15 protein-coding genes and 1 pseudogene are annotated in these 12,319 nt (G+C 71.0%); 8 read left to right on the top strand and 8 right to left on the bottom strand.

Annotation, left to right across the window (positions count from 1 at the left end; translation table 11 throughout):
• The first annotated feature begins 18 nt into the window (after positions 1 to 18).
• Positions 19 to 933, top strand: a complete 915-nt coding sequence (locus ABFX55_RS32370; protein ID WP_346126456.1) for an asparaginase — start codon at positions 19 to 21, stop codon at positions 931 to 933.
• Here the strand turns inward: ABFX55_RS32370 and ABFX55_RS32365 are convergent.
• Together ABFX55_RS32365 and ABFX55_RS32360 are read right to left on the bottom strand one after the other, a co-directional pair.
• Positions 919 to 1,503: an ankyrin repeat domain-containing protein gene (locus ABFX55_RS32365; RefSeq protein WP_346126455.1), complete on the bottom strand. Its 585-nt coding sequence runs from the start codon at positions 1,501 to 1,503 to the stop codon at positions 919 to 921. The genes ABFX55_RS32370 and ABFX55_RS32365 overlap by 15 nt on opposite strands.
• A 144-nt stretch (positions 1,504 to 1,647) precedes the next feature.
• Positions 1,648 to 2,199: a GlcG/HbpS family heme-binding protein gene (locus ABFX55_RS32360; RefSeq protein ID WP_346126454.1), complete on the bottom strand. Its 552-nt coding sequence runs from the start codon at positions 2,197 to 2,199 to the stop codon at positions 1,648 to 1,650.
• Positions 2,200 to 2,280: 81 nt separating this feature from the next.
• On the opposite strand from ABFX55_RS32360, the gene ABFX55_RS32355 reads away from it, so the two are divergent.
• Entirely contained in the window at positions 2,281 to 3,315 is a 1,035-nt protein-coding gene (locus ABFX55_RS32355) for a sensor histidine kinase (protein WP_346126453.1), read from the top strand.
• Entirely contained in the window at positions 3,312 to 3,932 is a 621-nt protein-coding gene (locus tag ABFX55_RS32350; protein ID WP_346126452.1) for a response regulator, read from the top strand. The genes ABFX55_RS32355 and ABFX55_RS32350 overlap by 4 nt, the downstream gene beginning before the upstream one ends.
• Positions 3,933 to 3,950: 18 nt before the next feature.
• Here ABFX55_RS32350 and ABFX55_RS32345 read toward each other — a convergent pair whose 3' ends face one another.
• From ABFX55_RS32345 to ABFX55_RS32335, 3 genes are read right to left on the bottom strand one after another with little or no spacing between them, the layout of a single operon-like run.
• Positions 3,951 to 4,349, bottom strand: a complete 399-nt coding sequence (locus ABFX55_RS32345) for a YybH family protein (RefSeq protein WP_346126451.1) — start codon at positions 4,347 to 4,349, stop codon at positions 3,951 to 3,953.
• 6 nt (positions 4,350 to 4,355) lie between these two features.
• A complete protein-coding gene (locus ABFX55_RS32340) occupies positions 4,356 to 5,441 on the bottom strand; it encodes a sigma-70 family RNA polymerase sigma factor (RefSeq protein ID WP_346126450.1) in 1,086 nt (361 codons plus the stop codon).
• A gap of 40 nt (positions 5,442 to 5,481) precedes the next feature.
• Entirely contained in the window at positions 5,482 to 5,706 is a 225-nt protein-coding gene (locus tag ABFX55_RS32335) for a hypothetical protein (protein WP_346126449.1), read from the bottom strand.
• Between ABFX55_RS32335 and ABFX55_RS32330 the strand changes: the two genes are divergently transcribed.
• The gene (locus ABFX55_RS32330; protein ID WP_183651245.1) at positions 5,705 to 6,046 is read left to right on the top strand and encodes a YciI family protein; all 342 of its coding nucleotides are present in this window, start codon (positions 5,705 to 5,707) and stop codon (positions 6,044 to 6,046) included. The genes ABFX55_RS32335 and ABFX55_RS32330 overlap by 2 nt on opposite strands.
• On the opposite strand, the gene ligD is transcribed toward ABFX55_RS32330, so the two are convergent.
• Positions 6,034 to 6,999 carry a non-homologous end-joining DNA ligase gene (ligD, locus tag ABFX55_RS32325; protein WP_346126448.1) on the bottom strand — a complete coding sequence of 322 codons (966 nt, stop codon included), beginning with the start codon at positions 6,997 to 6,999 and terminating at the stop codon, positions 6,034 to 6,036. The two genes, ABFX55_RS32330 and ligD, sit on opposite strands and share 13 nt — an antisense overlap.
• A 180-nt stretch (positions 7,000 to 7,179) precedes the next feature.
• Between ligD and ABFX55_RS32320 the strand changes: the two genes are divergently transcribed.
• The gene (locus ABFX55_RS32320; RefSeq protein WP_346126447.1) at positions 7,180 to 8,775 is read left to right on the top strand and encodes a DUF2207 domain-containing protein; all 1,596 of its coding nucleotides are present in this window, start codon (positions 7,180 to 7,182) and stop codon (positions 8,773 to 8,775) included.
• A 9-nt stretch (positions 8,776 to 8,784) separates the two neighbouring features.
• Here ABFX55_RS32320 and ABFX55_RS32315 read toward each other — a convergent pair whose 3' ends face one another.
• Entirely contained in the window at positions 8,785 to 9,870 is a 1,086-nt protein-coding gene (locus tag ABFX55_RS32315) for an FAD-dependent monooxygenase (RefSeq protein WP_346126446.1), read from the bottom strand.
• Positions 9,871 to 9,884: 14 nt separating this feature from the next.
• Between ABFX55_RS32315 and ABFX55_RS32310 the strand changes: the two are divergent.
• The 3 genes and pseudogenes from ABFX55_RS32310 to ABFX55_RS32300 form a co-directional block, all read left to right on the top strand.
• A pseudogene (locus tag ABFX55_RS32310) lies at positions 9,885 to 9,965 on the top strand (hypothetical protein); the annotation flags it as partial.
• A 49-nt stretch (positions 9,966 to 10,014) separates the two neighbouring features.
• A complete protein-coding gene (locus ABFX55_RS32305) occupies positions 10,015 to 10,821 on the top strand; it encodes a TetR/AcrR family transcriptional regulator (protein ID WP_346126445.1) in 807 nt (268 codons plus the stop codon).
• Positions 10,811 to 11,467, top strand: coding sequence for an ankyrin repeat domain-containing protein (locus tag ABFX55_RS32300; RefSeq protein WP_346126444.1), 657 nt, complete (start codon positions 10,811 to 10,813; stop codon positions 11,465 to 11,467). The genes ABFX55_RS32305 and ABFX55_RS32300 overlap by 11 nt, the downstream gene beginning before the upstream one ends.
• Here ABFX55_RS32300 and ABFX55_RS32295 read toward each other — a convergent pair.
• On the bottom strand, positions 11,451 to 12,185 hold the full coding sequence (locus ABFX55_RS32295; protein WP_346126443.1) for an alanyl-tRNA editing protein: 735 nt from the start codon (positions 12,183 to 12,185) through the stop codon (positions 11,451 to 11,453). The two genes, ABFX55_RS32300 and ABFX55_RS32295, sit on opposite strands and share 17 nt — an antisense overlap.
• Positions 12,186 to 12,319: the final 134 nt, after the last annotated feature.

Genomic DNA, 12,319 nt, shown 5'->3' with positions numbered 1-12,319 from the left:
TGGCGAAAGGGAGGGGAAATGTCGCTCGTTGTGGAGGTTGTCCGTTCCGGGTTCGTGGAGTCCACGCACCGGGCGAGGATGCTGGCCGTGTCGGCCGAGGGCAAGCCCGTGCAGGCGCACGGCGCCGTCGACGCACTGGCCTCGCCGCGCTCCTCGATGAAGCCGCTGCAGGCGCTCGGCATGCTGCGCAGCGGGCTCGACCTGGACGGGGAGCTGCTCGCGCTGGCGTGCGCCTCCCACTCGGGCGAGCCGTTCCATGTCGACGGCGCCAGGAAGATCCTCGCGGGCGCCGGTCTCGACGAGAGCGCTCTGCTGTGCCCCGAGGACTATCCCGACGACAGGACCGTGACCACCAAGGCGCGGATCTTCATGAACTGCTCGGGCAAGCACTCGGCCATGCTCGCCACCTGCGTGGTCAACGGCTGGCCCCTGGAGACCTACCTCGACCCCGCCCATCCGCTGCAGCGGGCGATCAGGGAGACCGTCGAGGAGCTGACAGGCGAGCGCGTGGCCGCCACCGGGGTCGACGGCTGCGGGGCGCCGCTGTTCTTCGTCTCGATGGTGGGGGTGACGCGCGCCTTCCGCGCGTTCCCCCTGGGAGAGCAGGGCTCGCCCGAACGGCGCGTCTACGAGGCCATGACCACCCACCCGGAGTGGACGTCGGGCACCACCCGGCTCGAGGCCAGGCTGATGCGGGCCATCCCGGGGCTGATGGTGAAGGCCGGGGCCGAGGCGTTCGACGCCTTCGTCTACTCCGACGGCAGGGCAGGCACCGTCAAGATCGAGGACGGCTCCTCCCGCGCCCGCGTTCCCGTGACCGTGGCCGCCCTGCGGGCGCTCGGCCTCGACGCCCCCGAACTCGACGACATGGCGACCGCCCCGCTGCTGGGCGGCGGCCGTCCGGTCGGCGAGGTACGGCTAGGCGCGTCGTAGGATCTCGACGATCTCTCGCTGGCCCTTCTGCTCGGCGTGCCGCAGCGCGGTCACGCCGTTGGAGTCGGCCAGGTCGGGATCGGCGCCCGCGGCCAGCAGCAGCCTGACGATCTCCTGGTACGGCCCACTGCCGTCGCCGAGGATGACCGCCTCCAGCAGCCCCGTCCAGCCCAGGTTGTTGACGTGGTTGACGTCGATGCCGGTCTTCAGCACCTCGCGCACGTAGTCGACGTGCCCGCGCTCACAGGCGGGGATCAACGAGACGCCGCCGTAGCGATTGGTGATCGTCAGGTCGGGCCTGGCGGGCAGGAGCGCGCGCATCATGGCCACACTGCCCGTCACACCGGTCACCAGCCAAGGGGTGTCGTGCTGGGCGTCGAGGGCGTTGGGGTCGGCGCCCGCCGCGACCAGAAGCTCCGCGACCTCGACGTGGTCGGCCGCGCTGGCCAGCAGCAGGGCGGTGCGTTGCTGGCTGTCGCGAGCCTCCAGATCGGCGCCCTCGGTGACGGCCTCCCTGACGGCGGTGGTGTCGCCCGCGGCGGCGGCTGTGAGCAGTTGTCCTGTGAGCACATTCGATCCTTTCATGCCTGGTCGCACAGTCTGTGACCCGGGCTCGGGACCGGCAGGCCCCGCGCACGCGGCCAGCGCGAGGTGGGCCGCGGCGAGGAGCACGGCCCTGCGCGTCGGAGATCCGCGGCCGACAGGCATCGGGGATCAGCCGAGCTGCCCCTGGACGGCCTTGAGACCGGCCTGGGCGAGGGCCTCGTCGATGTCGCCGGAGGGCGCGCCGCCCACCCCGATGCCGGCGATCGGGCTGCCACCGGAGGCGACGGGAACGCCGCCGCCCAGCAGGAGCGTGCCTGGGATCGCGGCCAGCGCCTGGTTCTTCGACAGCGCGCTGGTGGCCTGGCCGAACGACACGGCGGTGAACGCCTTGCGCCTGGCCGACTCCTCGGTCTGCGGGCCCGCGCCGTCACCCTTCAGGATCAGCCTGGTCGCGCCCGAGCGGTCCACGATCGCGACGGTCACGCGCTGCTTCTGCCTGGCCGCCTCCTTCTGCACCGCCTCTGCGATCTTCAGAGCGGCGTCGGCCGACAGCACGTTCGTCTGGACGACGGCGGGGGCGCCGGGGTCGGCCATGGCGGCAGACTGTGAGACGGTGACGCCACCGACCACGGCGAGAGCGGCCAGGCCGGCGGCGGTGCGGATGCGGAAGCTCTTGAGGTTCATGTCCTCCAGCCTGCCGTCGCCCACGGCGGGGGCCATCGCACGTCCGGTCGAAGCGGGGGAAGAAATCGGCTGAGCCGTACGTCAACCGATTGGTTGATGTGGAGGGGGGAGGAGCAGGTGGAACGCTTCCGGCTGAACCGCGCCATGCACGTGGGCTTCTTCCTGCTGCTCGTCGCCTCCGCCTCCCGGTTGCTGGTGAGGCACGGTCTCAACGCCGAGAGCGCCGTCAACGTCGGCCTCGCCGCGGTTCTGGGTCTCGTCTACGCTGCGGGCGTGGTCTTCTGGCGGCCGCTCGGCCACCGCGGGCGCCTGGCGTGGCTCGTCGCGGTGCTCCTGCTCTGGCTGGTGCTGGTCGAGATGGCGCCGTCGTTCTCGTGGTGCGCGATCCCGCTCTTCTTCGTCTGCCTGCGCCTGCTCTCGCCCCCGCTGACGATCGTGGCGGCGACCGTCCTGACGGTCTCGGTGATCGTCGCCCAGATCAACCTGGCCGACAGGTTCGACCCGAGCCAGGTCCTCGCGCCGATCGCGGTGGCGGCCATGACCGTGGTGATCTTCTGGGAGCTGCGCCGCGCGGGAGTCCTGGAGGAGAGAGAGCGGCTCAGCCGCGAGATCCACGACACCCTGGCCCAGGGCCTGACCAGCCAGCGCATCCTGCTGCAGGCCGCCGACAGGGCATGGGAGAGCGACCTGTCCCTTGCCCGCTCCTACCTGCGGCAGGCGATGACCTCGACGGGGGAGAACCTGGAGGAGGCCCGGCGGTTCGTCAGGGACCTCGGGCCCGCCGACCTGGCCGAGAGGTCGCTGCCCGACGCGCTCAAGTCGATCTGTGACGACTTCCGCCAGGAGGGGGCCGAGTACCCCCTCGACGCCAGGACGCAGGCTGTCCTGCTGAGGGTGGCGCAGGGAGCGCTCGCCAACGCCCGCGAGCACGCCCAGGCAAGCAGGGTGGTCGTCACCCTGTCGTACCTGGAGGGCGAGGTGACGCTGGACGTCTTCGACGACGGCGTCGGCTTCGACCAGGCCGCGCCCGGGCCAGGCCGGGGGTACGGCCTGCGCGGCATGCGTGACAGGCTGGCCGAGGTGGGTGGCACGCTGGTGGTCGAGAGCGTGCCCGGTGAGGGCACGGCCGTGGCAGCGAGGATCCCGCTTTGAAACTCTTCCTGGTGGACGACCACCCCGTCGTCAGGGCGGGCATCGCCGCCCTCGTCGGCGGCGAGCCCGACATGGAGATCGTCGGGGAGGCGGCCACGTCGCAGGAGGCCGTGCGCGGCATCGCCCTGCGCGAGCCCGACGTCGTGCTCATGGACCTGCAGCTCGGTGAGGGCCCTGACGGCGTGGAGACCACGCGGCTGGTCCGCGCCCTTCCCCACGCGCCGCAGGTGCTCGTCCTGACCACCTACGAGACGGACGCCGACATCGTCAGGGCCATCGACGCGGGCGCCACCGGCTACGTGCTCAAGGCCTGCCCTCCCGACGAGCTCTTCCAGGCGATCAAGGCCGCCGCCAGGGGAGAGACCGTCCTGTCGCCCAAGGTGGCGACCCGGATGATGCGCCGCATGCGCGACCCCGGGCCCGCGCTGACCACCAGGGAGATCGAGATCCTGGAGCTCCTGGCGAAGGGCGCGGGCAACAAGGAGATCGCCAGGGCGCTGTTCATCACCGAGGCGACCGTCAAGACCCACCTCGTCCACGTGTACGGCAAGCTCGGCGTCGACACCCGCACCGCCGCCGTCACCGTGGCGGTCGAACGCGGCCTGATCCGCCTGTGACCGACAGGCCGGAGCCTCCTAGTCGGTGATCGGGAACGAGTGGTGCTCGTGGGCGACGATCCACCGGCCGTTCTCCTTGCGCAGGCCGAGCGTCAGCCTGAGGCGGTTCTCCGGGTTGTCGGCGAGCTCTTCCCGGGTGCCGCACCGCAGCAGGGCGTGGGCGAAGGCGACGTCGTCACCCGCGGTGACGTCCAGCGACTCGATCGCGAACGAGGCGCCCTGCTCCTGCCACTGGAAGAAGGGCGGCCACGTCTGACGATAGGCGTCGAGGCCGCGGACGCCCTCGTAGGGCGGCGGCACGTCGAACATCACGATGTCCTTGGCGTGGTCGGCGAGAACCCCGTCCAGGTCACCGCGGTGGACCGCCTCGGCCCAGCGCTCGATCATCGCGCGGATCTGCTCGTGGTCGGTGGACATGGCTGCTCAGTCCTTCCGGATCGATGCTTCCCTCAGGACTACAACCCGCGCGGATCCCCGAAACTCATCGCGGGCGCCCGCGTCGGCCTCCGTCAGCTCCGCGGGCAGGCCGTACGCGAGGAAGTCGGCGTCCAGGAACGAGACCACCTCGGCGACGCGCGTGCCGCGAAGGGCCAGCAGGTCCAGGCCCGCGGCGACGTAGCGGGCCCTGTCCTCGTCCCACATGTAGGTGGCGAAGGCGAGCTGCCCGTTCGCCCGGGTCGGCAGGAAGCGCCAGCGCCGCTTCAGCGGTGCTTCGACCAGGAAGCCGCGGATGCCGTCGTGGCCCTCGTACCACGCGGTCAGCGGCGGCATCGAGTACTTGGCGTCCTCCGTCAGCATCGCCACGATGGAGTCGACGTCTCCGGCCTCCCACGCGGCCATGTACCGCTGGACCAACTCCCGCTGGGCCGCCTCGCCCAGCGTGATCAGCGTCCGCCGCTGGGTGGATTCGGGGAGCAGGCCTGCGAGGACCTTCCTGGACCGTTGGAGGGCGCTGTTGACCGCGGGGACCGTGGTCTCCAGCAGGTCGGCGGTCTCACGAGCGGTGTGGCTGAGGACGTCGCGCAGCAGCAGGACGGCTCGCTGCAGAGCCGTCAGGTGCTGCAGGGCGGCGACGAACGCGAGCTCCACGCTCTCGCGCGCCACGACCTGGGCCTCGGGGCTCAGCTCCGCCGTCCAGCTCATCAGCTGGTCAGGATACGGCTCGAGCCAGGCGGTCTCGCTGAGGGGAGCGCCCTCCGGGCTCAGGTCGGTGGGCAGCTCGCGCCGCCCCCGCCGCTCGATGAGCGTCAGCGACCGGTTCGTCGCGATCCTGTACAACCACGGCCGGATCGACCCCCGGTCCTCGAACCGTGACAGGTTGCGCCAAGCCCGATCCAGCGTGTCCTGGACGGCGTCCTCCGCGTCGTGGACGGAGCCGAGCATCCGGTAGCAGTGCGCGCGCAGCTCGTCCCGCAACGGCCCGACCAGCCGGCCGAAGGCGTCGTCGTCACCGGCGCGCGCCGCGCTCAACAGGTCCCCCGCGGTGTGCTCGTCCGTCCAGCGCCGCATCCACCCTCCCCTCGGACACCGTCCTCCGCGCCCCTACCCATCACCGCTCCCCCGGCACCGCGGGCCGCCGCCGGGGCTTCCCAGGCGAGAAGCCTCCGGCCCCGGCCGCGCGGAGCGTGTCATAGGACAGCACGCCCCTGCCCGTCGAGGTGTTGTGAACGGGGGTGCCGGAGGTCATGGGACGGCCGGTCGCGGGGTCGGCCACCCCCGCGACGGCGTCGACGAGCTCGCCGGCCGTCCACGCCCTCAGTATGGTGACTGACATGAAGTACGTGATGATCATCTATGGCAACAAGGAGCTCTGGGAGTCGATCCCCGCCGAGGAGTGGCAGGCCACGGCCGCCGCCTTCGACGCCTTCACCGCCAAGCACAAGGAGAGCGGCGAGCTGCTCGGCGCGTTCGGCGTGGCCGACGCCGCCCAGGCCAAGATGGTCAGGACCGTGACCGGCGCGCCCGTCGTCACCGACGGCCCCTACCTGGAGTCGAAGGAGTACCTCGCCAGCTGGTACCTCCTCGACGTCGACAGCGAGGAGCGGGCGCTGCAGCTCGCCGCCGAGCTGCCGGCCGACCAGGTCGAGGTCTGGCCGATCCTTCACGAGGCCTGATCGACGCGCACCTCGCCTGGCCCCTTGTCCTCCCTCAGCCCACGCCACGACGGGTGCCTGAGACTCCTCTCGGGTGTCCACTCGGCGTATCGGACCTCCCCGACCAGCACGGGCTCCACCCAGTGGGCGTCGCGGGCGTGTTCGCGCGGCACGCCCAGCACCGGCGGGTCGGGCCTTTCCAGCGGCCGCAGGCGCGAGCCGAGGTCGGCCAGCATGCGCTCGGTGAACCCGGTCCCGACGTGGCCCGCGAAGACCAGGCGTCCGCCGGCGTCGTGCACGCCGAGCAGCAGTGAGCCGATCATCCCCGACCGCCGTCCCTCGCCTGGCTTCCAGCCGCAGATGATGACCTCCTGCATCCTGAAGTTCTTCACCTTCGTCCAGTCGGCCGAGCGCCGGCCCTGCCGGTAGGGCGAGTCGAGCCGCTTGGCCACCACCCCTTCGAGGCCCAGTTGCTTGCTCGCCGCCACCGCCTCCTCGCCCGAGCCGTGGAACCAGACGGGCACCTGCCAGCGCGCGCCCGGCGTGACCGTCTCCTCCAGCAACCGTCTCCTGTCGGTGTACGGCAGGCCGACCGCGCTGGCGGAGTTGATGTGCAGCAGGTCGAAGAGCATGAACGTCACGGGCACCGACCTGACGAGCTCGGCGATCCTGACGGGGTTGCGCTGGTGCATCCGCGGCTGCAGCGCGCCGAAGGAGGGCCTGCCCGCCGCGTCGAAGGCGACGATCTCGCCGTCGAGCACGAGATCGTGCCCGCCCACCGCGCCGCCCAGCATGCGCAGCTCGGTGTAGGCGACGGTGACGTCCTTGCCGTTGCGGGAGACGAGCCTGACCCCCCTGTCCTCGACGTAGGCCAGGGCCCTGACCCCGTCCCACTTCATCTCGTAGGCCCACTGGCCCTTGGCGGGCAGCGGCCCCGCTTTGGCGAACATCGGCTCGTAGGAGGGCAGCGCCATCAGGACACCTCCGGCGGGGGCATACCGCCGATGAAACTCCGTCCGGGCGCCCACGCATAGGCCCACAGGACGACGGCGACCGCGTCGTAGATCGCTGACAAAGCCCGCAACATTTGCATTCCCCCTGGTCAGAGCTGTACCCACTCAGAGGGTCGGTGCCAACCGCTACGATCTGCCGCCATGACGGGTATCAGGGTCGCCTTCATCGCTCTCCTCATGGGAGCGATGCCTTTTGCCGCGCAGACAGCGCCTCTCACCGACGAGGTGACGCTGGAGCTCGGCAAGGGCGGCGTGCTGCACGTGACCGAGAAGATCAGCGGCGCGGGCGGCAAGGTCGAGCGCACGTTTCTCACCCGCACCCGTTTCGACGACGACTTCGACAGGATCTACCGCATCTCCAACGTCAAGGGCGGCACCCTCGCCGGAGACGTGCTCACCATGCAGGGCGACGGCACCGTCTCCTACGACGTCACCGGCGCGGTCACGCAGGTAGGCGGCACGGAGGAACTGCGCTGGTTCGCCGTGGGCGGTTGGAGCGCTCCGGTGGCGAAGGCGACGGTCAAGGTCTCGGGGCCCGCCGCCATCCAGAACCTGTCCTGCTTCGCGGGCGACCTCACCTCCGCGATCGGCTGCACCTCGGCCTCGATGGACCACACGGGCGTGCGCGCCGAGTTCGAACAGCAGGGCCTCAACGCGGGCCAGGCGCTGACGGTGGTCCTTGGCTATCCCAAGGGCACCAGCGGCGGCGCGCCGATCCTCGAGCGGCGCTGGTCGATGACCAGCGCGTTCACTCTCGACACCGTCACGGGCGGCGCGCTGGCCGGGCTGCTGGCCCTGCTGCTGGGCGGGGTCGGCCTGCTGTGGTGGACCCGCGGACGCGACGCGCGCGCGGTGGGTCACGAGCAGGGCGCCGTCGCCGCCGTCCAGGACGGCCACTTCACCCCGCCCGACGGCGTGCGCCCAGGCCAGATCGGCACGCTGATCGACGAGCAGGCCGACGTGATCGACGTGACCGCCACCATCGTCGACCTCGCGGTGCGCGGCTACCTGCGCATCGACGAGCAGCCCCGCCAGACCTACGACGCGCCCGACTGGGTGCTCGTCAGGCTGCCCAACGCGCCGATCGCCTCGCTGCTGCCGTACGAGAGGGCGCTGTACGACGCGATCTTCGAAGGGCGCGACAGCGTGCTGCTCTCGCAGCTGTCCGGCGCCTTCCACTCCCACCTCGGCAAGGTGCGCGACGCCCTCTACACCGACGTCGTACGGCAGGGCTGGTTCGCCCGCAGGCCCGACGCCGTACGCACCAGGTGGACCACGGCCGGGGTCGGGCTCTGCCTGCTCGGGGTCGCGGCCACGGTGGCGCTGGCCTGGTTCACCACCTACGGCCTGCTCGGCCTCGCGGTGATCATCGCGGGCGCCGCGCTGGCGATCGGCGGGCAGTCGATGCCCGCCAAGACCGCCAAGGGCTCGGCGGCCCTGGCCCACACGCTCGGCTTCCGCCACTACCTCATGACGGGCGATCTCGGGAACGTGCCCGAGCAGCACAGGGTCGAGCTGTTCTCCCGCTACCTGCCCTACGCGGTGATCTTCGACGGGGTGGAGCACTGGTCGAGGGTGGTGGCCTCGGTCACGGGCAGCGGCCAGCAGGCCGACAACCTCTACTGGTACCACGGGCCCGCCGAGTGGGACCTGTCGAAGTTCGCCGGGTCGATGCGCACCTTCACCACCACCACCTCGGGCGCGATCTCCTCCACCCGCCAGTTCCGCTCCCTTTGAGGGAGCCGGTCAGAGGGTGATGGCGTTCTTGGCCTTGGCGACCGACTCGTCGGAGGCCGGCCCTCCCGGGTTCTCCAGCGCGAGGGCCTGGTTGGCCTCGACGAAGGGCCGCATCCGCGACTCGTACCTGTCGAAGGCCCCGTCCAGCGACCTGCCCAGTTCCTCGGCCAGGACGTAGGCGCCGACCATGGCCAGGCTGGTTCCCTGGCCCGACAGAGGCGAGGCGCAGTATCCGGCGTCGCCGACCAGCGCGACCCGTCCCTTCGACCACGTGGGCATCCTGATCTGCGCCATCGAGTCGAAGTAGAAGTCGGGCGCCTTCCACATGGCCTCGAGCAGCCTGGGCGCCTCCCACCGCAGGCCGCCGCAGTGCTCGGCGACCAGCCGCCTCTGCTGGTCGAGGTCGCGGTAGTCATAGTCGAGCCGCTCCTTGTGGAAGCCCAGGTTGACCTTGAGCTGGGTGTTGTCGCGCACGGGGAACAGGCCGAGCCCGGCGTCGCCGTCCCTGAGCCAGATCTGCCAGTTCTCCAGGTCGAGGAGGTTGTCCATGGTGAAGATGCACAGGTGCATCCCCAGGTGGTGGATGAAGTCGGACTCGTCGCCGAAGGCCAGGCGGCGCACGGTGGAGTGCAGTCCGTCGGCCCCGATCACCAGGTCGAAGCGGCGCGGCGCGCTGTTCTCGAAGGTGACCTCGCCGTCCTGGCCGATGGAGGTGACGGTGTCGTCGAAGAGATACTCCACCCCGTCCCGCGCGCGGTCGTGCACGATCCGCGTGAGGTCCTCCTTGAGCAGTTCCATGTCGCCGCTGTCGAACCTGCCGCCGCTGTAGGTGCCCTCGGTGTCGCGCATGACCTCGTTGCCGTCGCCGTCGAGCATCGACATGCCGCGCCAGGTGGTGCGCAGGCCGCGCATCTCGTCCAGGACGCCCATGCGCTCGGCCACGGTGAGCGCGGCGCCGCGCACGTCGATGGCCTGGCCGCCGGGGCGCAGGCCTGGGGTGCGCTCGACGACGGTGGTGGAGAAGCCGTGGTGGCGCAGCCAGTAGGCCAGAGTGGCGCCCGCGATGCTCGACCCGGAGATCAGGATGTTCGTCATGTCCTGAATGTACGATGTATTGTGTACTAGTGCAGTCGCCCTATCTCGACATCGTCGACGACATCAAACGCCGTATCGCCTCGGGCGAGCTGAAGCCGGGTGACCGGCTCCCGCCCGTCAGGCAGGTCGCCAGGCAGTGGGGGGGTGGCTCTGGCGACCGCCACGAAGGCCATGAACACCCTGCAGCAGCAGGGGGTCGTCCTGGCCAGGCCGCGCGTGGGCACGGTCGTGGCCTCGCCCGCCTCGGGACCCCTGCCCGAACCCCTGCCGGAGACGGCGCTGTCACGTGAGCGGGTGGTGCGCGTCGCCATCGAGATCGCCGACGCCGAGGGGCTGGGCGCGCTGACCATGCGGGGGATCGCCGCCAAGCTGGGCGTCGCCCCGATGTCGGCCTACAAGTACGTCGGCGGCAAGGACGACCTCGTCCTGCTGATGGCCGACGCCGCCTACGCCGAGCTCGGCTACCCGACGCCGCCCCCCGAGGGCTGGCGGGCTCGGCTCGAGCTGGTGGGAAGGACACTGTGGACCCTGCACAGGCGCCATCCCTGGCTCGCCCAGGTCACGCCGCTCAGCCGTCCTGTCATCCTTCCGAACCTGGCCGTCCACGCCGAGCAGGCGCTGGCCGCGATCGAGAGCCTCGGCTTCGACCCCGTCACCAGGCTCGACCTGCACGTGCTGTTCTACAGCTTCATCCAGGGCCTGGCGGTCAACGCCGAGCGCGAGACCCAGGCGCAGGCCGTCACCGGGCTGACGGAGGACGAGTGGATGGACGCCCAGGAGCCCGGCCTGCGCACGCTGATGGACACGGGCGCCTATCCCGCCTTCGCGGCCATGGTGAAGGGCGTCGGCGACGGCTACGACCTCGACCTCGACGCGCTGTTCGAGCTGGGGCTCAAGCTACAGCTCGACGGTCTGGCCGCGATGATCGAGGATGGCGGGCATGGACGTTGAGGAGCCGAGGACGCTCGCCGTGGTCGCCGCCGTCCGCGCGGGCGACCACGCCGAGCTCGACCGCCTGCTGACCGAGCATCCCGACCTGGTCGGGGCCAGGATCGAGGGCAGGTCACTGCTCCACGTCGCGACCGACTGGCCGGGCCACCTGCCGCATGTGGCTGAGACGATCGCCACGCTCGTCGCGCACGGCGCCGAGGTCGACGCCCGGTTCGTCGGCGCGCACACCGAGACCCCGCTGCACTGGGCGGCCAGCAACGACGACGTCGAGGCGCTCGACGCGCTGCTCGACGCGGGCGCCGACATCGAGGCCGAAGGGGCGGTCATCGGTGGCGGCACGCCACTGGCGGACGCGGTCGCCTTCGCGCAGTGGAATACCGCGCGCAGGCTGGTCGAAAGGGGCGCCTCGGTGCAGGCGCACCAGGCGGCGGCGCTCGGGCTGCTGGATCGCATGACCGAGCCCTTCGATCTCGACCTGGCCTTCTGGCACGCCGCCCACGGCGGTCAGCGCGAGCTCGCCGCCTATCTCCTGGAGCGCGGGGCCGACCCGTCGTGGCTGCCCGGCTGGGAGCCTGTCGACGCCGAGGGGGCGGCCAGGCGCAACGGCTTCGGCGAGCTGGCCGACTGGCTCAGTCGGAGATCGTGATCCGCAGGCGGCGGAAGCCCCTGCCCTTGCTCTCGATCTTCGCCACCTTGATCCGGCCGATCTGCTTGGTGGAGGCGACGTGGGTGCCGCCGTCGGCCTGGGTGTCGAGGCCGACGATGTCGACGACGCGGACGTCCTCGACGTCGTCGGGCACCAGGTTGGTGGCGGTGCGGATGATGTCGGGGATCGCGAAGGCCTCCGAGCGCGGCAGCACCCGAACGTCGATGCGCCGATCGGCGGTGATCTCGGCGTTGCAGGCGTCCTCGACCGCCTCCTTGAAGCCGGGCGGCACCTCGGGCAGGTTGAAGTCCATCCTGGCCGAGAACGGCTCCATGTTGCCGCCGGTGACCAGCGAGCCGTAGTCGCGGAAGACGACGCCGCACAGCACGTGGAGCCCCGAGTGGGTGCGCATGAGGGCCGAGCGCCGCTCGTCGGCCACGGCGGCCTCGACGACCGTGCCCACGGGCGGGATCGGGTCGCCCTCTGCCGGAATCAGGTGGAGATCGTCGCCTTTGCGCACGCCGACGATCCTGGTTTCCACCCCCTGCCAGAGGAGAACTCCGTGATCCGCCGGCTGGCCGCCGCCTCCTGGGTAGAATGCCGACTTGCTCAAGACGATCCCCTCTGGCGTCGACTCCAGGACGACCGCCTCGAAGGCGCGCAGGTTCTGGTCGGACAGTTCGAGCCGCTGTGTGCGCCCGTGGAGATCGAAGCTCATGTCGGCAGCCTAGAGCTCTCGAGGTGGTCATGCGCGGCTTGCTGCGGAGTCGTCTGCTCGCGTCGGCCGCCACGATTTTCGGGATATGTCCCGCTATCGCGGGGTGCAATGGCGCCGCGTCGGAGCCGCCTCCC

Source organism: Nonomuraea roseola (genome assembly GCF_039535395.1).
Lineage (GTDB): Bacteria > Actinomycetota > Actinomycetes > Streptosporangiales > Streptosporangiaceae > Nonomuraea > Nonomuraea roseola.
This window is presented reverse-complemented; position numbering and strand designations above follow the sequence as displayed.